The following is a 20,499-nucleotide window of genomic DNA, read 5'->3' as shown; positions in this document are numbered from 1 at the left end:
ACAGTGTACACTCTTTATTTGGTTATTATGAATCGTCAAGGATATGATCGTGGATAAAACAAAAGCTCTCGATGCTGCTCTCGCTCAAATTGAACGCTCTTTTGGTAAAGGCTCCATTATGCGTCTTGGGCAAAAGGAGCAAGTTGTTGAAATTGAAACAATCCCAACGGGATCGTTGTCCTTGGATATTGCTTTAGGGGTTGGTGGACTACCGAAAGGGCGTATTGTTGAGATTTATGGACCAGAAAGTTCGGGAAAAACAACATTGGCTCTTCATGCTATTGCTGAAGCACAGAAAATTGGTGGAATTTGTGCTTTTATTGATGCAGAACATGCTCTTGATCCTATTTATGCGCGCAAACTTGGTGTTGATTTAGAAAATCTGTTCATTTCTCAGCCAGATACCGGTGAACAGGCATTAGAAATTACAGAAACGTTGGTACGCTCTGGTGCTGTTGATGTGCTTGTCGTTGATTCTGTCGCTGCTTTAACACCACGTGCAGAAATTGATGGTGAAATGGGTGATGCTTTACCTGGATTGCAAGCCCGCTTAATGAGTAAAGCCTTGCGGAAACTCACAGCGTCAATTTTCCGTTCTAACTGTATGGTGATCTTTATTAATCAAATTCGCATGAAAATTGGTGTGATGTTTGGTTCTCCTGAAACAACAACAGGTGGGAATGCCTTAAAGTTTTATGCCTCTGTTCGTTTGGATATTCGCCGTATTGGTTCCATTAAAGATAGAGATGTGATTGTTGGCAATCAGACCCGTGTTAAAGTGGTCAAAAATAAATTGGCACCTCCATTCAAACAGGTTGAATTCGATATTATTTATGGTGAGGGTATTTCTAAATTAGGTGAGTTGATTGATTTGGGAGTTAAAGTTGGTATTGTAGAAAAATCTGGTTCGTGGTTCTCTTATAATTCTCAGCGTTTAGGACAGGGGCGAGAAAATGCGAAGCAGTTTTTGCGTGAGAACGCGGAAATCGCTGCAGAAATCGAGACAGCTTTGCGTCAAAATGCTGGTTTGATTGCCATTGAATTGCTAGAAAATGCTGGGTCAGATACGACAGAAAGCGATGAAGTCATTTGATGGGACGTTTTTTTAGTGTCATTGCTTCATTTAAAATTTTTCTATTTTTATTTGTTCAAGTTTTTAACTATAAGATCGTTACTTCTCATTTATAAAGCAAATATTCCACTCTTTGATTAAATTAACTCCAAGCTTGGCAAAGAGGATATTTAATAAGGGTGGTTTTTGCTTTTAGTATTTTGTGCTGTATTTTGCAGGTGTTGATATGAATAGCGTTAAGAACATACGATCAACTTTCTTAGATTATTTTCGTCTTAATGGGCATGAGGTTCTTTCTTCTAGCCCACTTGTTCCACAGAATGATCCCACACTCATGTTTACAAATGCAGGAATGGTACAGTTTAAAAATGTTTTTACTGGACTTGAACAGCGCGCTTATAAAAAGGCAACAACAGCGCAAAAATGTGTTCGTGCGGGGGGAAAGCATAATGATCTTGACAATGTTGGATATACAGCACGCCATCATACATTTTTTGAGATGCTGGGGAATTTTTCTTTTGGTGATTATTTCAAAGAAGAGGCCATTTTTTTATCGTGGAATCTTTTAACAAAAGAATTTTGTCTTCCCAAAGATAAATTGTTGGTGACCGTTTATCAGAGTGATGATGTTGCGGCACAGTTATGGCGTAAAATCTCTGGTCTTTCAGACGAAAAAATTATCCGTATTGCAACAGCTGATAACTTTTGGTCGATGGGTGAAACAGGACCTTGTGGTCCTTGTTCAGAGATTTTTTATGATCATGGTGATGCAATTTGGGGTGGGCCTCCTGGAAGTGCGGATGAAGAAGGTGATCGCTTTATTGAAATCTGGAATCTTGTCTTTATGCAATATGAACAACTCGACAAGGAACAGCGTATTGAATTACCTCATCCTTCTATTGATACAGGTATGGGCCTAGAGCGTATTGCTGCCGTTTTACAGGGGGTGCATGATAATTATGATATTGATCTTTTTCGTGCATTAATTAGGGTATTAGAGGAAATTACAGGGGTTGAGGCAACGGGTGATTTTATTGCCAGCCATCGTGTCATTGCAGATCATCTTCGCTCATGTGCATTTTTGATTGCTGATGGTGTTCTTCCTTCTAATGAGGGAAGGGGATATGTTTTACGGCGTATTATGCGTCGTGCTATGCGTCATGCGCATCTTCTTGGTGCTAAAGAACCTTTAATGTGGCGTCTTTTGCCTGCGTTAATTCATGAAATGGGACAAGCTTATCCTGAATTGGTGCGCGCTGAATCTTTGATTGCAGAAACTTTGAAATTAGAGGAAATGCGCTTTCGCAAGACTCTTGAACGAGGACTTGGTTTGTTGAATGAAGCAAGTACGCATCTTAAAGAAGGGGATAATTTAAATGGTGAAGTTGCTTTCAAGCTTTATGACACTTATGGCTTTCCACTGGATTTAACGCAAGATGTTCTTCGGCGTCGTGGAATATCTGTTGATGTTAAAGTCTTTGATAAGGCAATGGAACGCCAAAAAGAGGAAGCGCGTGCCCATTGGTCTGGTTCTGGTGAAGCTCAAACAGAGGCAATTTGGTTTTCTGTGCGTGAGAAGTTTGGCGCTACAGAGTTTTTAGGTTATGAAACAGAAAAAGCAGAAGCTATTCTTACGGCTCTTGTGCGTGATGGTCAAATCGTTGATAATGTTTCTGCAGGACAAAAAGCTATTGTTATTGTGAATCAGACACCTTTTTATGGTGAATCTGGTGGACAGATTGGCGATAGTGGTATCATTTCTGGTGAGAACTTTATTTTTGAAGTGCATGATACTCAGAAAAAGGCTGATGGTGTTGTTATCCATATTGGGGAAGTTAAATCTGGTCAGGTGAGGAGGTCTGATTGTGTAGAATTAGCCGTTGATGGTGTTCGGCGTAAGAAAATCCGCGCTAACCACTCTGCTACCCATTTATTGCACGGAGCTTTACGTCAAGTATTGGGAGCTCATGTTACACAGAAGGGCTCTCTTGTTTCGCCGGAGCGGTTGCGTTTTGATTTTTCTCATCCAAAATCTGTTTCTGCAGAAGAATTGAAAAAAATAGAAGATTTAGCAAATGACATTGTTTTACAAAATAGCCAAGTAAAAACTCGCCTCATGCTGGTGGATGATGCAATTTCTGAAGGGGCAATGGCACTGTTTGGTGAGAAATATGGTGATGAGGTTCGTGTTGTTGCTATGGGTAATCAGTGTGAGCAGGGAGATTTAAAAAAGAACTGGTCTATTGAACTTTGTGGGGGGACACATGTGGAGAGAACGGGGGATATTGGTATCATTCATATTGTTTCTGAAAGTTCTGTTGCTTCTGGAGTGCGTCGTATTGAAGCTTTAACAGGTGCCGCAGCGCGTCTTTATCTGAGCCGCCAAGATGCGCGTATCCATGAAATTGCTGATTTTTTAAAAACTTCTGCTATTGGTGTAGAAGAGCGGATACAGATTTTACTTGAAGATCGTCGTAAACTTGAAAAAGAGTTAAATGATGTGCGCAAAAAAATGCTGCTGAGTGCTGGGACAAGACAAGATGGTCAAGAAGATATTACTGTTATTAATGGTATTTCTTTTATGGGACGTGTTGTGAATAATATTTCACCACGCGATCTTAAGGCGCTCGTTGATTCTGCTAAAAAACAGATTGAATCAGGGGTTATTGCTTTTATTGCTGTTTCAGAGGATGGCAAGGGGAGTGCCGTTGTTGGCGTTACGGATGACTTGACGGATAACTTGAATGCTGTTGATTTGGTACGTATTCTTTCAGCTGTTCTTGGTGGTCAAGGTGGTGGTGGGCGTCCTGATATGGCGCAAGCGGGCGGTCCTGAGGGAAGCAAGGCTGATGAGGCAATTGCAGCATTAAGAGCTGCTCTGGAAGGATAACTTCTCCTTTGTGTTGATTCACTTTGCGATCTGTTAGAAGGGCTTTGTGTTTTAGATAGGCTTCTTTCTTAAAGCTGGAGAGGTTGTTTTATGATGCCATGGCTTCGTGCAAAGGAAATATGTTTTCATCCTTTTCGTCTGTTCCTGATTGATTGATTGATAAGCCACTGGCTTTTAAGAGTTTATAGAAGCGACCGCCTTTATCGATCAATTCTTGAAAACTTCCTTTTTCAATTAAATGCCCCTGTTCTAGAAAAAGTATAACATCCGCATTGCGTATTGTTGAAAGACGATGGGCTATAATAAAAGTGGTGCGGTCATGGCTTATACAGTCAAGAGCATTTTTGACGCGCGCTTCTGTTTCAACATCAAGAGCACTGGTTGCTTCGTCGAGTATGAGAATAGGCGCATTTTTTAAAACAGCGCGTGCAATTGCTAATCGTTGCTTTTCTCCACCTGACAATTGACAACCTTGCTCACCGATTATTGTGTTGTAACAATCCGCTTTTTTGAGAATAAAATCATGAGCAGCTGCTATTTTTGCTGCTTCATAAAGTTCTTCATCTGTTGCAGTTTCTTTTCCTATTGAGATGTTATCATGAATAGTACGGTTAAAAAGACCGGCATCTTGAAACACTGTTGCTAGAGATTTTCGCAAGGATTCACGATTAACAGAGCGTATATTTATTCCATCAATGGAGATATGCCCAAATGTAGGCTCATATATGCGCTGCAAGAGATTCATTAATGTTGTCTTACCAGCACCTGTTGGTCCTACAATCGCAACGGTTTGTCCTTTTTTAATTTCAAAAGAGATATTAAAAACACCTTGAGAAGAATTGGGAAATTTATAAGTGACCTGATGAAATTGTATTGTACCCTTAACATTTTGTAGAGAAGGGAGATTTTCAGGTTCTTTGCTATGAAGGGTTGAGTCTTCCATTGCAAAAAACTCTTGTAGTTTTGCTCGTGAAGATACGGTTAAATTAATAAAACCGCTCATTTGGTCAAGACGACTAATCATTAATTGTGCGAATCCGACGAAAGCAACAACTTCACCTATGCGTAATTGATTTGTGGTGATAAAAAAAGCTCCAAGTAAAAGAACACAAACTATTGAAATAGTTGAAGCCATTCGATTTAAACCACTGGCAAGAGCCCACCAATTGAGAACAGGATTCTGCGCTTTAAGAAGATCGCTTGTATGTTGATATAGTATAGAAGTTTCTTCCTTTATTCGGTTATAGCTTTGTACAATGGAAACGTTAGAAATTGAATCTGTGACATGTTGAAAAAGGTTATGATGATAACGCTCGACAGCAGCTTGCCCATCTTTTGTTTTTTGCATTACTAAACGTGCAATCAATACATAAATGATGGCAAGCACAACCAAGACTGTTGAGAGACGCCAATTCATGTTAAAAGCTATGGGAATGAGAACAAATAGTGCGACAAGAGTTGAGAGATGTTGACGCATAAAGTCAAGCCATATGGTCGACATGGAGTCTACAGCACGCAAAAGTGTATGAAGAGCGTTAGAGGTTCCACGCTGTTGATGCCAGATTAAAGGCATAGCGATAATACGTTCGAAAGATTCCGTTAAAACAGCTAAGCGGCGTCTATGTGCTAAGCGGTCAGCACTACGAGCAATAAGCACATAAGCAATAATATGAAAAAGACCAAAGCATACCCAAATTGTGAGGGTAACAATAATATCTGTTTTTTCTGTAATAGCGTCAATGACGCGTCCAAATAAAATAGGTTCCGCAATGGTGATAAGAGCTAATATAATATTAGCACTACAGATTAAAAAAGATGTCTTTTTTTCTCTGTTTAGATAAGTGAGGACACGCACATAGGTTTTGAATAATGACATAGGTGATTATCTCCACTAGCTATTGCAAGCATAAAGCTTATCGATTCTTGTAATCGCTAGATTTTTAGCTAATAAAATTTGAACGAGAAGAAAAGGCAATTTTAGATACTTACTGTAATATGGTGTGATAAAGCGAAGTCTATAGATTAGAGATTTTTATGTTTATATAAGGCAAGGTATAGAACGGATCAGTACAATTATTAGGCAAAATTATTTGGTAAGGGAACTTTTATGGCAGGCGTAGAAATAAAAAAAGTTGAAGCAGATGAAAATGGAATGCGCTTAGACCGTTGGTTTAAGGTACATTATCCAAGACTTGGATTTGGGCATTTACAAAAATTGCTGCGTTCTGGGCAGGTACGAATTGATGGTGGACGTGTAAAAAACGATACACGCCTTTTCATGGGACAATCTGTTCGTATACCGCCTTTACCTGTTGATGACAAGGAAGGCTTTCCGATAACAGATAAAACAATTCGGGGGCAGGATGATGGAGCTGTTTTGAAAAAAATGTTGCTTTATGAAGATCCAAAGGTTTTTGTTTTTAACAAACCGGCTGGTTTAGCAGTACAAGGTGGCTCTGGTTTGACACGTCATGTGGATAGTATGCTTGAGGTATGGCGCAATAAAAAAGGTGAAAAACCGCGGTTGGTTCATCGTCTTGATCGTGAGACATCTGGTGTGCTCGTTGTTGCGCGGTCAAGGGGGGCGGCACAGGCTTTAACGGCGGCTTTTCGAACACGTGAAACGAAAAAGACTTATTGGGCATTGGTTCGCGGTGTGCCTAAAAAAAAGCAAGATAAAATTTCAACATGGATGGTTAAGGAAATGACTGTCCAAGGGGATAAAATGCGTGTTTGTGAACATGGGGAGCCAAACTCTTATCATGCGGTTTCTTATTATCGAGTTTTAGATACGCGAGGGCGTACTCTTTCATGGCTTGAAATGGAACCTTATACGGGGAGAACACATCAGTTGCGTGTTCATGCTGCTCATATGGATCATCCTATTATCGGTGATGCAAAATATTTTTTTTCCGATAGTAATTGGGAGTTACCAAGGGGAATACAAAATCGCCTTCATCTTCATGCACGTCGGATTCGCGTTCCTCATCCTTCAGGAGGGATATTGGATATTGTCGCGCCTTTACCACCTCATATGGTACAAAGCTTTAATCTTTTGGCTTTTCATGAGAATGATGATGATACAGAATAGACAGAATGAACGAAGAGTTTTTACAGATTTGATATTGCTTCTGTTCCCTCCTCTGAAGAGGGTTCAGGTCATCGTTATCCTATTGTTCCGTAAAACACCGTCGTTTAGGGCGGTGATATAAAGTAGGGAAATTTACGCGAGGGGTGATGAGTTGGATATGTAGGACGAATAATTGGGGGCAGCTGTTAAGCAAGGCGGATGAAAAGTAAAACGCACTGATTCCTATTCGGGGGAATGTGCGTTTTTCTGCTTTAACATTTTGCGGAAAGCATTTTAAAAGCTATAGTGTAGATACAGCCCTTGTAGGTGAACAACTTGCAAGGTGATGAATGCACGTTCATTAGCCAATTCGATGCTTTTAAGTTTTTAAATCAAGACAAATTCTTTTTGAAAGTTGTTCTAACAGTTTCTGCTGAATAGAGAGATAAGACCCATTGTCTTGTTTGTAAAAGAGACATGAAATATAATTTTAAATCAGATTAGGGCTGGTAAGATTTTTTTCCCTTCTTTAGAGAGAAGAGGCAGGAGAAACTCAATCCTAATCAAATATACAAAATCTTAAAAAACAGTCGATTTTTTGAAAATATCAAAGGTAAAATAAATGCGCGAAATTTTGAATCATGTTGATAGACCATTAAATGAAAATCATTCTGTTCAGAAGATTCAAAATCTTTCATGCCAACCTTTACCACAACGATTTTATAGGGAAGTAAAGGTTGCTTGTGAGGAGGGAGGGTTTTCTCTATTGTTGGATGGATGTCCAGTTAAAACACCGGCAAAGCGCCATTTCCTCGTACCAACGGAAATGTTTGCTGCATTTGTGGCGAAGGAATTTGAAAACCAGAAACAAGTTATTAATCCAGCAAAAATGCCAATGACGCGTCTTGTGAATACTGTGATTGATGGCATCGCTGATGATATGCAGGTTGTGTTTGAAGATTTATTGCGTTTTGTTGCATGCGATATGATCTTTTATCGTGCACAAACACCAAAAGAGCTTGTACAGTGGCAATGTAAACAGTGGGATCCTTTATTAGATTGGGCAGAAGAAAAGCTTGGTGCACGCTTTCATATAACAGAAGGGCTTATGCATGTTGAACAATCACGGGAAGCTGTTCAAGCGGTAAGTAATTATCTGCGTAAAGTTGAATCTCCTTATATGCTTGCTGCACTGCATATGATGACAACCTTAACAGGGTCAGCACTTATTGCTCTTGCTGTTGCGGAGAGGAAAATGGATGCAGATCATGCTTGGAATATTGCCCATTTAGATGAAGATTGGATAATAGAACAATGGGGGGGTGATGAAGAAGCAATGATACGCCGTGCTCAGAGAAAAGTTGAATTTAATGCTGCTGCTACAGTCATAACAACTTGTTTGTAAAAAAAATGTTTAATTATACATCCCATATTTTTTCACTATAGTATTTTTGTAATTTTCTGAGGATTGACTTTTATTTTTTCAAGTCCAGGAAATGCTTCACTGGTGATATTTAAGATTGCTTCGTCATTCCCACGAATAAAATACCACTTGTCATTATCGAGAATGGCAATAAGCTCGGTTTGAATAGAGCATTTCTTTCCAGTATTTGTTTTTGTGACAAATTCTACCGGTATAACGAAATAAGGGATACCATTATCAAGTTTGCCCTCACGTTTTTGTTTTTGGTCAATGTGGATACTCTCGATTTTATAATTTTCTGCCAACTGTTCTATTTGGCTTTTCATAATTTGTTGGAACTGTGATTTACTGAATTTTTTCTTAGCAGTTAAGCTATCGATAATCTTAGGGGGAATAGCATTTAGAATAGCACTTGCATCAGCATTTTGAATTGCTTTGCTATAAGCAAATGCTGCTTGTTCAAGGTCTATAAGTTTTTGATTTGTAATTGTAGAAGATTGAGCTGTCGATATCACAAAGGCAATGCATAAAAGAATGAGAAATAAAGAACGAATTCGTAGCATTAGAAACCTTATTAATTGATTTGAATAGATTCCATTTAATTATAAAGGAAAAGTATATTAGCAAAAAGTCACCCATGCTTTGTGATGATAAAAATATCCACAAAAATGGAGATTTTAATCTCTACTTTAAAATTAAAAGGAACGACTATTTACACTTCAAATAGAATAGTACATATCAAACTCAACAGGATGGGGTGTTGTTTCATAACGTAAAACTTCTTGCATCTTTATTTGAATAAAAGAATCAATTTGATCATCATCAAAAACATCTCCAGCTTTAAGAAAGCTACGATCTTTATCAAGTGCCTCAAGTGCTTCGCGTAGACTTCCTGATACGGTGGGGATCCCTTTAAGCTCTTTTAAGGGAAGATCGTAAAGATCTTTATCCATGGCTTGACCAGGATGAATTTTATTTTTGATACCATCAAGACCAGCCATTAGAAGTGCTGCGAAAGCTAAATAGGGATTTGCTGTTGGATCTGGAAAACGTACTTCTACGCGTTTTGAATTGGGTGAAGGACACATTGGAATCCGGCAAGATGCAGAACGATTACGTGCGGAATAGGCAAGAAGAACAGGTGCTTCATAGCCAGGAACTAAACGCTTATAAGAGTTTGTCGAGGGATTGGTAAAGGCGTTGATGGCTTTTGCGTGCTTAATGACACCTCCGATAAAGAATAAGCAGGTTTCTGATAATCCAGCATATTCATTGCCTGCAAAGATTGGTTTGCCATCTTTCCAAATGGACATATGAACATGCATGCCTGAGCCGTTGTCGCCGAATACTGGTTTTGGCATAAACGTTGCTGTTTTTCCATAGCTATTGGCTATTTGATGCACGACATATTTAAAAATCTGCATTTTGTCAGCTTCGCGAACAAGTGTATCAAAGCGAATACCTAATTCATGCTGTCCCGCTGCCACTTCATGATGATGTTTTTCAACACGAACCCCCATATCTTTGAGGGCTGTAAGCATCTCAGAGCGCATATCTTGGCAGGAATCGATAGGGGGAACGGGTAGGTACCCCCCCTTCATTCGTGGTCGATGACCAAGATTTCCCACCTCATATTCTGTATCATCATTGGATGGAAGTTCACCTGAATCAAGTTTAAATCCTGTATTGTAAGGATCTGTTTTATAACGTACATCATCAAAGATAAAGAACTCTGCTTCTGGGCCGATGTTGATTGTATCGCCGATTCCTAAAGATTTCATGTATATTTCAGCTCTTTTAGCGATAGAACGAGGATCTCTACGATAAAATTCTCCAGAAACAGGATCGAGTACATCACAGAATATAACTAAAGTCGATTGCGCAAAAAAGGGATCAATATGCGCTGTTTTTGGATCTGGCATCAAAATCATGTCGGATTCATTAATTGTTTTCCAACCGGAAATCGAAGAGCCATCAAACATAACGCCATCGCTAAATGTATCTTCATTGATTTCTGCAATATCCATTGTGACGTGATGCAATTTTCCTCGCGGATCAGTAAAACGTAAATCGACAAAACGGATCTCGTTGTCTGCAATCTGTTTGATAATATCTGATGCGGTTGTCATATTCAGTTTCCTTATATGAGATTGAGGTGGATAAAAGTTTTGTCTTTATCTTTTAAAGGGCATCTACGCCAGATTCGTCTGTGCCTATATGAATGGCATCATCAATGGAAAAAACAAATATTTTCCCATCTCCTATGTGTTTTGTTTGGGCTGCTTTACGTATTGCATTAACGGCTTGTTCCAGCTTTTCATCGGCAACAACAATTTCAATTTTTACTTTGGGTAGAAAATCAACAATATATTTAGCACCGCGATAGAGCTCTGTATGTTCTTTTTGACGACCAAAGCCTTTTGCTTCTGTCACTGTAAGGCCATGTAAGCCAATTTTTTGAAGCGCTTCTTTCACTTCATCGAGTTTGAAAGGTTTTATGATGGCTTCAATTTTCTTCATGCTGAAATTATCTCCAACGTTATTTTGTCTTTTTAGACTGCATCACATTATATTGACAACTATGAGATGTCCAACAGATAGTTTTGTACACAATTTGTACATAAAAAGTTATAAATTATGTCATTCAAAATATTGTTTGCAGAGCATTTCTCTTAATAGCACAAAGTAAAGTGCTCTTAATTTTTTGAGAAAAATGTCTCCAATGCCTATTAAAGAATAAAATAATATAATGAGAAGATATATTTTTTCTTAATTGGATTACATCTTCATTTTATAAGAGGAACTGCTTTAAGGATTGGAATGATATAAAGGTCGGCGCAGTAAAATTTCTTTCAGAAATTTTCCCGTATAGGAAGTCGGAACATGAATAATATCTTCAGGACGTCCAACTGCAACGATTTCACCTCCACGATCTCCACCTTCTGGTCCTAGATCAATAATCCAGTCAGCTGTCTTTATAACTTCGAGATTGTGTTCAATGACGAGAACTGTATTGCCTTGCTCAACGAGTTCATGCAGTACGTCAAGGAGTTTAGAAATATCATAGAAATGTAAGCCTGTTGTTGGCTCATCCAAAATATAGAGTGTGCGTCCTGTTGTTTTGCGTGAAAGTTCTTTAGCGAGTTTTACCCGTTGGGCTTCACCACCAGAAAGTGTTGTGGCTTGTTGTCCTACTTTAATATAGCCAAGACCTACTTTAATGAGGGTCTTCAGTTTGTTATGAATGCTAGGAACAGCTTGAAAAAATTCTTCGGCCTTTTCGATTGTCATATCCAAAATATCAGCGATGGATTGTCCTTTAAATTTTACTTCCAGCGTTTCTCGATTATAGCGTTTTCCTTGGCAAACATCGCAAGTAACATAAACATCAGGTAAAAAGTGCATTTCAATTTTGATAACGCCGTCACCTTGGCAAGCTTCACAACGTCCTCCTTTAACATTGAATGAAAAACGTCCAGCTTGATAACCGCGCGCTTTTGATTCTGGAAGTTCAGCAAACCATTCACGAATCGGGGTAAATGCGCCCGTATAGGTTGCTGGATTAGAGCGTGGGGTGCGGCCAATAGGTGATTGGTTGATATCAATAACCTTATCGAGAAATTCTAATCCCTCAATTTTGTCATAAAGTGCGGGGCTTTGATGAGAGCCCATGATGTGATGTGATGCAGCTTTGAAAAGCGTTTCAATAAGAAATGTTGATTTTCCTCCACCTGAAACGCCGGTTATGCACGTGAAGGTGCCAAGAGGGATATCTGTGCTGATATTTTTAAGATTATTTCCACGAGCTCCAATGATTTTAAGTGTTTTTGATTTTGATATTTTGCGTCGTTGAATTGGGACCCTAACAGCCATTTTTCCTGAAAGATATTGGCCTGTCAGAGAGGATGGATTTTCTATAATTTCTTGCGGAGTCCCTTGCGCTATAATTTCTCCACCATGGACACCAGCAGCAGGTCCCATGTCAACTACATGGTCTGCTGTGCGAATGGCATCTTCATCATGTTCAACAACAATAACTGTATTGCCAAGATCACGTAGATGGTGCAGCATTTTCAAAAGGCGATCATTATCGCGTTGGTGTAAACCGATAGATGGTTCATCTAAAATATAAAGAACACCCGTCAGACCAGAACCAATCTGGGATGCTAATCGAATACGTTGGCTTTCTCCTCCTGAAAGAGTTCCAGAATTTCGAGAGAGGGTGAGATATTCAAGTCCTACATGATTTAAAAAAGCGAGGCGTTCACGAATTTCTTTTAAAATACGGATTGCAATACTTCGCTGTTTTTCAGTGAGATATTGATGAATATTGGAAAACCAGTCATCTGCTTTTAGGATAGAAAGTTCTGATATTTGCCCAATATGCATGCCGTGAATTTTAACAGCGAGCGCTTCTGGTTTTAAGCGGTAACCGTGACAAGCTGGGCAGGGGGAAGAAGACATATAACGCTCGATTTCTTCACGTGAAAACGCTGAATCGGTTTCTTTCCAGCGCCGTTCCATATTGGGGATGATTCCTTCAAAATATTGAGTTATTTTATGAGAACTTGAATCATTTTTATAAATAAAGGGGATTTCTTTCCCTTTTGTACCATAAAGAATAGCCTGTTGCGCTGCATCTGAGAGAGCATACCATTTGTCGGTAAGTTTAAATCCGTAAACTTTCCCCAATGCTTCTAAGGTTTGGCTGTAGTATGGTGAAGATGATTTAGACCAAGGAGCAATTGCTCCATCCTTTAAGGGAAGATTTTTATTTGGGACAATTTTTTGAGGATCCATGGACTTTTTAATACCAAGTCCATCACAAAGAGGGCAAGCACCAAAAGGATTATTGAATGAAAAAAGACGCGGTTCAATTTCAGGGATAGAAAATCCAGAGATTGGGCAAGAAAACTTTTCTGAAAAAATAAGCCGTTTGTGCGTTTCATTTTTTGATTTATGTGCTGATTCTTTTGTGGTTGCTTTTTGTGTCAAAGGTTGGTCTGCCATTTCAGCAACAGCCAAGCCATTTGCTAGTTGTAAGCAGGTTTCTATACTATCTGCTAAGCGAGAGGCAATGTCATTGTTTACAACAATACGATCTACTACCACGTCTATGTCATGTTTATATTTTTTATCAAGAGGAGGAATATCAGGAATTTCATAGAATTTTCCATCAACTTTAGCACGTTGAAAGCCTTTTTTTAAAAGTTCAGCTAGCTCTTTTTTATATTCTCCTTTTCGTCCTCGCACTAAAGGGGCCATAATAAAAATTCGTGTACCTTCTGGTAAGTCCATAATTTGATCAACCATTTGGCTTATGGTCTGGCTTTCAATAGGAAGTCCTGTAACTGGTGAATGAGGAATACCAATACGTGCAAAGAGAAGTCGCATATAGTCGTAGATTTCAGTAACAGTTCCGACTGTTGAACGAGGATTACGGCTGGTGGTTTTTTGTTCAATAGAAATGGCTGGGGAAAGACCATCTATTCGGTCAACATCTGGTTTTTGCATTACTTCGAGAAATTGGCGCGCATAAGCAGAAAGGCTTTCAACATAACGGCGTTGACCTTCGGCGTAAATTGTATCAAAAGCTAAAGATGATTTACCTGATCCAGAAAGTCCTGTGATAATGATGAGTTTGTCACGAGGGAGATCGAGATCAATATTTTTAAGATTATGTTCACGTGCGCCGCGAATGGAGATGTATTTTTGGTGAGACATATTTTATCCTCGGCATATATAACAAAAATCGAGCATCCAAAATAGAGTAAAACTGTTTTTAAGAATTACAACGTGTTTAATTGCCCTAACGAGGATAAAGAATACAAGTTCTGTGGAAAGAAAAATAGAGAAAACAGCTTTTTATTCTCTGATGATGGAATAAACTATGCGTTGTTAACATCTTTTGTTATAATTACACGATACGATATTTTAGAAAGGGCAACAAAATCCACATTGAAGGTCAATTGCAGATATGCAGATGACAGGGTCAAGCTGATATGACCATTTATACAACAAAGATTATTTGCAAATTAAAATTTTGGAGTTTATGCGATGGCTGGTAGCCTTAATAAAGTTATTTTGATTGGTAATCTCGGTGCGGACCCTGAAATCCGCCGTTTGAACTCTGGTGACCAAGTAGCAAATTTGCGTATTGCTACTTCAGAGAGTTGGCGTGATCGTAATACAAATGAACGAAAAGAGCGAACCGAGTGGCATAATATCGTTATTTTTAATGAAAACCTTATCAAAGTTGTAGAGCAATATTTAAAAAAAGGCAGTAAAATTTATATTGAAGGTCAGCTGCAAACGCGAAAGTGGCAAGATCAAAACGGCAGTGATCGTTATACAACAGAGGTTGTTTTGCAAAAATACCGTGGGGAATTGCAAATGCTTGATGGACGTGGGAGTGCTGGTGGGGAGCAAATGCAAGGAGCAAATCAAGCTAGTTATGGCAGTGGTGGTTTTGCTGATAGTAGTTCAAATCCGAGAAATGCTTTTGGTCATAACAACGACCAACCAGAAGAAAGTTTTTCACATAAATTAGATGATGATGTACCTTTCTAATCGTTTTTAGAGTGCGGTATTATTTATTATTGCCTTTTGTTGTTTGTTTTAAGGTTGTTAAAGTCTGGGAACATTTAAATCTTGCGTGTTTTATCTATGATTTTAAATACAAATAAATAACATGTTGAAAATTATTGTTAAATTTCCTTTCTCTTGAGGAAGAGAGATTAGCATTTTGGGGCGTTTTTCGATATAAACAAAGTGAAATGATTCTTTTTTGAAAGTCTTGAAGCTGTGAGCGATTTTACTCCACACCCAGAACGTGATGTGCTGACCGGTATTGAACCAATCAGCATTATTGATGAAATGCAACGCTCTTATCTCGATTATGCGATGAGTGTGATTGTTTCGCGTGCACTTCCTGATGTACGTGATGGTCTTAAACCGGTTCATCGGCGTATTCTTCATGCTATGAATGAAATGGGGCTTTCTTTTAATAAACCTTATCGTAAATCTGCAGGGGTTGTTGGTGAAGTTATGGGGAAGTTTCACCCTCATGGTGATGCTTCAATTTATGATGCTTTGGTGCGTATGGCACAGGACTTTTCTTTGAGAAATCCTTTGATTGATGGGCAAGGAAATTTTGGTTCTGTTGATGGTGATCCACCTGCAGCAATGCGTTATACAGAATGTCGTTTAGAAAAAGTTTCAGAAGAGCTGTTAGCTGATATTGATAAAGAGACCGTTGATTTTCAGGATAATTATGATGGTCGTGAGCGTGAACCGGTCGTTTTACCTGCACGTTTTCCAAATCTTTTGGTTAACGGGTCTGGTGGTATCGCCGTGGGAATGGCAACCAATATTCCTCCCCATAATCTTGGTGAAGTCGTTGATGGTTGTATCGCCTTGATTGATGATCCCAATATTACACTTGATAAAATTATTGAAATTATTCCTGGTCCTGATTTCCCTACAGGTGGCATTATTCTTGGTCATTCTGGTGTTCGTTCGGCTTATGAAACAGGGCGTGGCTCAATTATTATGCGCGCTAAGGTTGAGATTGAGGAAATTCGCAATGGTCGACAGGCAATTATTGTGAGTGAAATTCCTTATCAAGTTAATAAAGCAACGATGATTGAAAAAATGGCCGAATTGGTGCGCGATAAACGTATCGAAGGAATCGCTGATTTGCGTGATGAGTCTGATCGTGATGGATATCGCGTCGTTATTGAACTCAAGAAGGATGTTGTTGCGGAAATTGTTTTGAACCAATTGTATCGTTATACGCCACTGCAAACTTCCTTTGGTTGTAATATGGTGGCATTAAATGGGGGAAAGCCTGAGCAAATGACGTTGCTTGATATGCTTCGTGCGTTTGTTTCTTTCCGTGAAGAAGTCGTCAGTCGGCGGACAAAATATCTTTTGCGTAAAGCACGTGAGCGGGCCCATGTTTTGGTCGGTCTTGCCCTTGCTGTTGCTAATATTGATGAAATTATAGCGCTTATTCGTAAAGCGCCCGATCCACAGACAGCGCGTGCGCAATTAATGGAACGGCGTTGGCCAGCTTTTGATGTAGCACCTTTGATTAAACTTATTGATGATCCCCGTCATATCATTCATGAGGATAGTACTTATAATCTTTCTGAAGAACAGGCGCGCGCTATTTTAGAATTGCGTTTGCAAAGGTTGACCGCACTTGGGCGTGATGAAATTGCTGATGAATTGAATAAAATTGGTGTAGATATTGCTGATTATCTGGGTATTTTGGCATCGCGTTCACGTATCATGGCTATTGTTAAAGATGAATTGAGTGCTCTTCGTGAAGAGTTCGCAACACCTCGACGTACTGTATTTGGTTTTGGTAGCGCTGAGATGGAGTCTGAAGACCTGATCGCGCCAGAAGATATGGTAGTTACGGTAAGCCATAGTGGCTATATCAAACGCGTTCCTCTCAATACATACCGTGCGCAACGTCGTGGTGGAAAGGGGCGTTCTGGTATGTCTACAAAGGATGAGGATTTTGTAACGCGATTGTTTGTAGCAAATACGCATACACCAGTGCTTTTCTTTTCTTCGCGTGGGATTGTTTATAAAGAAAAAGTTTGGCGTTTGCCACTTGGTACGCCCCAATCGCGCGGGCGGGCTTTGATTAATCTGCTGCCCTTACAGCAAGGTGAGCGCATTACAACGATTATGCCCTTACCAGAGGATGAGACGCATTGGAGTACATTGGATGTTATGTTCGCAACGACACGTGGAACGGTGCGCCGTAATAAGTTATCAGATTTTGTTCAAGTTAATCGTAATGGCAAAATTGCCATGAAACTTGATGAAGAAGGGGATGAAATTCTTTCTGTAGAAACTTGTACAGAACGTGATGATGTGGTGCTAACAACGGCTAATGGACAGTGTATTCGTTTCCCAGTTGTTGAGGTTCGTGTTTTTGCAGGGCGTAATTCGGTTGGAGTGCGTGGAATTAATTTGGCTAACGGTGATAAAGTCATTTCTATGACACTTTTAGAACATGTTGAAGCTACGTCGGTTGAGCGTTCTGCTTACGTCAAACGTATGATTAATGAGCGACGTGCTGCTGGTACTGATGCTGAGACGGATGATATTGTTACTCTTGATGAAGAAGAGGGAGAAGCAGAAACAGAGTTGACAGAAGAACGCTACGCAGAACTTCATGCGCGTGAACAGATGCTTTTAACAGTAAGTGAGTTTGGTTATGGGAAACGATCTTCTTCCTATGAATTCCGTATTTCGGGACGTGGTGGGAAAGGAATTCGTGCAACAGATCCATCTAAAACGGCTGAAATTGGCAAATTAGTAGCAGCTTTTCCGGTGAATGCACAAGATCAAATCATGTTGGTATCAGATGGAGGACAGCTCATTCGCGTTCCTGTTGAGGGGATTCGTATAGCGGGGCGTTCAACTAAGGGAGTAACGATTTTCAATACAGCTGAAGGTGAAAAAGTCGTATCTGTTGAGCGTATTTCTGAAGCTGAAGATGATGATGAGCAATTAGATGATGGTGTGGGAAAACATGCTGATACGATTGATGTGAGTGAAGAAAAGTAATTTTGAAAAGTGTAGAGTAAAATGAAGAAAATTGCTCTTTATGCGGGTTCCTTTGATCCTTTTACAAATGGTCATCTTGATATTTTACAAGGCAGTTTTGCTTTAGCTGATAAAGTGGTTGTGGCTATAGGGATTCAAGCTAAAAAAGAACCACTTTTTAGTTTTGAAGAGCGTGTTTCTTTAATCACCACGGCAGGAAAAGAGTTGTTAGGTATAGGGCCTGATCGGTTGCGTGTTATTTCATTTGATACTCTTTTGATTGATAAGGCGCGTGAAATTGGTGCTTCTTTTCTTGTTCGTGGATTGCGTGATGGCACTGATCTTGATTATGAAATGCAAATGGTGGGAATGAACAGTATCATGGCTCCTGAATTGCAAACTGTTTTTTTACCAGCGAGTGTTTTGGGGCGGGTAATAACTTCTACATTGGTACGTCAGATCGCTTCTGTGGGAGGTGATGTAACACCCTTTGTACCTGCAAATATTGCCAGAGCTTTGCGCTTAAAATTTCAATCGTCAGGAGAGAATGATCATGTATTTTAGAATTTTTGCTGTTTTGACATGTTTTTTTTGTTTTTTTTCATTGCGTGCTGTAGCGAGTGATTCTAATGCGCTTGATGATTCTAACGTGCTTATTTTGTCCCTCAAAAATGGTGATGTGGTGATACGCCTTCGTCCTGATCTAGCACCAAAGCATGTTGCACAAATTAAAAAATTAACAAAAGAAGGTTCTTATAACAATGTTGTCTTTCACCGTGTTATACCAGATTTTATGGCTCAGACTGGTGATGTAAAGTTTGGAAAAAAGAACAGTGCAGATTTTGATCTAAAACGCGTTGGTATGGGAGGTTCCAATTATCCCAATATACCGGCGGAGTTTTCAAAGCAGCCATTTAAACGTGGTACTGTTGGGATGGCACGTTCGCAAGATCCAAATTCTGCTAATTCTCAATTCTTTATTTGTTTTGCTGATGCTGATTTTTTGAATGGTCAGTATACTGTTATTGGAGAGGTTATAAAGGGAATGGATGTTGTTGATAAAATAAAAAAAGGGTCCACAACTAATAATGGATCTGTAACAAATCCTGATGTTATTCATGCTGCTGTTTTGCAAGCTGATAGATGAATTAAAGGAGACTAGCCCTATGGCCGAAATGAGAGATTTAGAAAATACCTTAATTCTTGAAACAACTAAAGGTAGAGTGACTATTGAACTTTTTGCTGATTTAGCTCCTGGTCATGTTTCACGTATTAAAGAGCTTACGCGTGAAGGGGCTTATGATAACGTCATTTTCCACCGTGTTATTGATGGTTTTATGGCGCAAACTGGTGATGTGCAATTTGGCAAAAAGGACGGTGAAAAATTTAATTTATCACGCGCGGGCATGGGTGGTTCAGAGAGACCTAATTTAACGGCAGAGTTTTCAAATCTTTCCCATAAGCGTGGTACAGTTTCTATGGCACGCAGCCAAGATCCTAATTCCGCTAATTCTCAATTCTTTATTTGTTTTGCCGATGCTCCTTGGCTTGATCGTCAATATTCCATATGGGGACAGGTTATTGATGGTATGGAAAATGTTGATCAAATTAAGCGTGGTGAGCCTGTTGTAGATCCTGACGTAATTATTAAAGCGACAATTGTTGCGGATACGAAATAGAGTTATCGATTTCAACTAGATTACTAAGTAAAAATATTCTTGTTTAATTGTTGTCTTGAATGCGATGATAAACAATTATTGCGACTTTGGTCCATAAAAAATTATCTTGTTATGGATTCTTCCCGCATTAGGTTTTGTTGCTTTTAGCGCCAAGCGGCCTATGATATGTCGTTTGCTTGTTTTTGGTAAATATCATGCTCTAAGAGAGCGTGTATAAGGTCGCATTGTTTAGGTGATACTGTTTGTTTGTAATTTTAATAAGATTCATCCATTTAATAATATATATTATAGAGCTTATTATTCTTTGTAATCGTTTTTATACCTTAGGTGCGTGAGTTGTGATTCACTTTTTTATGGTAGATGGAATTTTGCAAGCAGTTATTGAGTGTAATAGTTTGCATTGCATGTATTTATCTAGATGAAAGAGAGTGATTTTGCTTCGTGTTTCTTTAAAGAAGATAAGCGAAGCTTTTCATATACACATTTTTGCAATTTTCTGATGAAATAAATTATTAATTCTAAATAATATACGTCAATTGTAGTGTAGCTACAGAGTATATTATCGCTGTAAGATATGATATGCTTTTAAATGAAATATAGTATTATGCTTATATTTTATTTAGATATTGAAGATAAAAGTAAAAAATTATTTACAAATCCTATATAGACATCAATTTTTCACTGTGAAAGTAAAAAGTACTCGAATTTCTATGCAATATTTTAGAGATTTCTTTTATCAAGACAGAATTTTCTGGGTATTATTGGTGGTGAAAGTAAGAGCATTATTGTTAAAAG

14 protein-coding genes are annotated in these 20,499 nt (G+C 38.9%); 9 read left to right on the top strand and 5 right to left on the bottom strand.

Translation table 11 applies throughout. The annotated features are described in order from the left end of the window. The first annotated feature begins 49 nt into the window (after positions 1-49). Both recA and alaS read left to right on the top strand, forming a co-directional pair. Positions 50-1,093, top strand: a complete 1,044-nt coding sequence (gene recA / locus ABD917_RS03780) for a recombinase RecA (protein ID WP_345118764.1) — start codon at positions 50-52, stop codon at positions 1,091-1,093. A 205-nt stretch (positions 1,094-1,298) separates the two neighbouring features. Then, positions 1,299-3,962, top strand: a complete 2,664-nt coding sequence (alaS, locus tag ABD917_RS03775) for an alanine--tRNA ligase (protein WP_345118763.1) — start codon at positions 1,299-1,301, stop codon at positions 3,960-3,962. 88 nt (positions 3,963-4,050) lie between these two features. Here the strand turns inward: alaS and ABD917_RS03770 are convergent, their stop codons facing one another. Next, the gene (locus ABD917_RS03770) at positions 4,051-5,838 is read right to left on the bottom strand and encodes a glucan ABC transporter ATP-binding protein/ permease (protein WP_345118762.1); all 1,788 of its coding nucleotides are present in this window, start codon (positions 5,836-5,838) and stop codon (positions 4,051-4,053) included. A 231-nt stretch (positions 5,839-6,069) separates the two neighbouring features. Between ABD917_RS03770 and ABD917_RS03765 the strand changes: the two genes are divergently transcribed. Next, positions 6,070-7,053 carry an RluA family pseudouridine synthase gene (locus tag ABD917_RS03765; RefSeq protein ID WP_345118761.1) on the top strand — a complete coding sequence of 328 codons (984 nt, stop codon included), beginning with the start codon at positions 6,070-6,072 and terminating at the stop codon, positions 7,051-7,053. Positions 7,054-7,654: 601 nt separating this feature from the next. Continuing rightward, positions 7,655-8,437 (top strand): ATP12 family chaperone protein, encoded by a 783-nt coding sequence (locus ABD917_RS03760; RefSeq protein WP_345118760.1) that lies wholly within the window; start codon positions 7,655-7,657, stop codon positions 8,435-8,437. Positions 8,438-8,472: 35 nt separating this feature from the next. On the opposite strand, the gene ABD917_RS03755 is transcribed toward ABD917_RS03760, so the two are convergent. The 4 genes from ABD917_RS03755 to uvrA form a co-directional block, all read right to left on the bottom strand. After that, positions 8,473-9,018 carry a hypothetical protein gene (locus ABD917_RS03755; RefSeq protein WP_345118759.1) on the bottom strand — a complete coding sequence of 182 codons (546 nt, stop codon included), beginning with the start codon at positions 9,016-9,018 and terminating at the stop codon, positions 8,473-8,475. A 156-nt stretch (positions 9,019-9,174) separates the two neighbouring features. Then, the gene (glnA, locus tag ABD917_RS03750; RefSeq protein WP_345118758.1) at positions 9,175-10,584 is read right to left on the bottom strand and encodes a type I glutamate--ammonia ligase; all 1,410 of its coding nucleotides are present in this window, start codon (positions 10,582-10,584) and stop codon (positions 9,175-9,177) included. Between the two features lie 52 nt (positions 10,585-10,636). Then, on the bottom strand, positions 10,637-10,975 hold the full coding sequence (locus ABD917_RS03745) for a P-II family nitrogen regulator (protein WP_345118757.1): 339 nt from the start codon (positions 10,973-10,975) through the stop codon (positions 10,637-10,639). A 288-nt stretch (positions 10,976-11,263) separates the two neighbouring features. After that, positions 11,264-14,179 (bottom strand): excinuclease ABC subunit UvrA, encoded by a 2,916-nt coding sequence (gene uvrA, locus ABD917_RS03740; RefSeq protein ID WP_345118756.1) that lies wholly within the window; start codon positions 14,177-14,179, stop codon positions 11,264-11,266. Between the two features lie 333 nt (positions 14,180-14,512). Here uvrA and ssb point away from each other — a divergent pair, with 333 nt between their 5' ends. The 5 genes from ssb to ABD917_RS03715 all read left to right on the top strand — a co-directional run bounded on the left by ssb (position 14,513) and on the right by ABD917_RS03715 (position 19,704). Next, on the top strand, positions 14,513-15,025 hold the full coding sequence (gene ssb / locus ABD917_RS03735) for a single-stranded DNA-binding protein (RefSeq protein ID WP_345118755.1): 513 nt from the start codon (positions 14,513-14,515) through the stop codon (positions 15,023-15,025). 234 nt (positions 15,026-15,259) lie between these two features. Beyond that, complete coding sequence (gene gyrA, locus ABD917_RS03730; protein ID WP_345118754.1) at positions 15,260-18,046, top strand: DNA gyrase subunit A; 2,787 nt, start codon at positions 15,260-15,262, stop codon at positions 18,044-18,046. 21 nt (positions 18,047-18,067) lie between these two features. After that, positions 18,068-18,589, top strand: a complete 522-nt coding sequence (coaD, locus tag ABD917_RS03725; protein ID WP_345118753.1) for a pantetheine-phosphate adenylyltransferase — start codon at positions 18,068-18,070, stop codon at positions 18,587-18,589. Then, a complete protein-coding gene (locus ABD917_RS03720; protein WP_345118752.1) occupies positions 18,579-19,172 on the top strand; it encodes a peptidylprolyl isomerase in 594 nt (197 codons plus the stop codon). The genes coaD and ABD917_RS03720 overlap by 11 nt, the downstream gene beginning before the upstream one ends. A gap of 19 nt (positions 19,173-19,191) precedes the next feature. After that, positions 19,192-19,704: a peptidylprolyl isomerase gene (locus ABD917_RS03715; protein ID WP_345118751.1), complete on the top strand. Its 513-nt coding sequence runs from the start codon at positions 19,192-19,194 to the stop codon at positions 19,702-19,704. Positions 19,705-20,499: the final 795 nt, after the last annotated feature.

The organism is Bartonella pachyuromydis (genome assembly GCF_039543065.1).
Lineage (GTDB): Bacteria > Pseudomonadota > Alphaproteobacteria > Rhizobiales > Rhizobiaceae > Bartonella > Bartonella pachyuromydis.
This window is presented reverse-complemented; position numbering and strand designations above follow the sequence as displayed.

Bases quoted from the DNA above. Each gene is read 5' to 3' on its own strand.
- ABD917_RS03755 (WP_345118759.1), bottom strand. From the start codon at position 9,018: ATGCTACGAATTCGTTCTTTATTTCTCATTCTTTTATGCATTGCCTTT.
- ABD917_RS03745 (WP_345118757.1), bottom strand. From the start codon at position 10,975: ATGAAGAAAATTGAAGCCATCATAAAACCTTTCAAACTCGATGAAGTG.
- alaS (WP_345118763.1), top strand. From the start codon at position 1,299: ATGAATAGCGTTAAGAACATACGATCAACTTTCTTAGATTATTTTCGT.
- ssb (WP_345118755.1), top strand. From the start codon at position 14,513: ATGGCTGGTAGCCTTAATAAAGTTATTTTGATTGGTAATCTCGGTGCG.
- ABD917_RS03760 (WP_345118760.1), top strand. From the start codon at position 7,655: ATGCGCGAAATTTTGAATCATGTTGATAGACCATTAAATGAAAATCAT.
- glnA (WP_345118758.1), bottom strand. From the start codon at position 10,584: ATGACAACCGCATCAGATATTATCAAACAGATTGCAGACAACGAGATC.
- ABD917_RS03720 (WP_345118752.1), top strand. From the start codon at position 18,579: ATGTATTTTAGAATTTTTGCTGTTTTGACATGTTTTTTTTGTTTTTTT.
- ABD917_RS03765 (WP_345118761.1), top strand. From the start codon at position 6,070: ATGGCAGGCGTAGAAATAAAAAAAGTTGAAGCAGATGAAAATGGAATG.
- coaD (WP_345118753.1), top strand. From the start codon at position 18,068: ATGAAGAAAATTGCTCTTTATGCGGGTTCCTTTGATCCTTTTACAAAT.
- ABD917_RS03715 (WP_345118751.1), top strand. From the start codon at position 19,192: ATGGCCGAAATGAGAGATTTAGAAAATACCTTAATTCTTGAAACAACT.
- uvrA (WP_345118756.1), bottom strand. From the start codon at position 14,179: ATGTCTCACCAAAAATACATCTCCATTCGCGGCGCACGTGAACATAAT.
- ABD917_RS03770 (WP_345118762.1), bottom strand. From the start codon at position 5,838: ATGTCATTATTCAAAACCTATGTGCGTGTCCTCACTTATCTAAACAGA.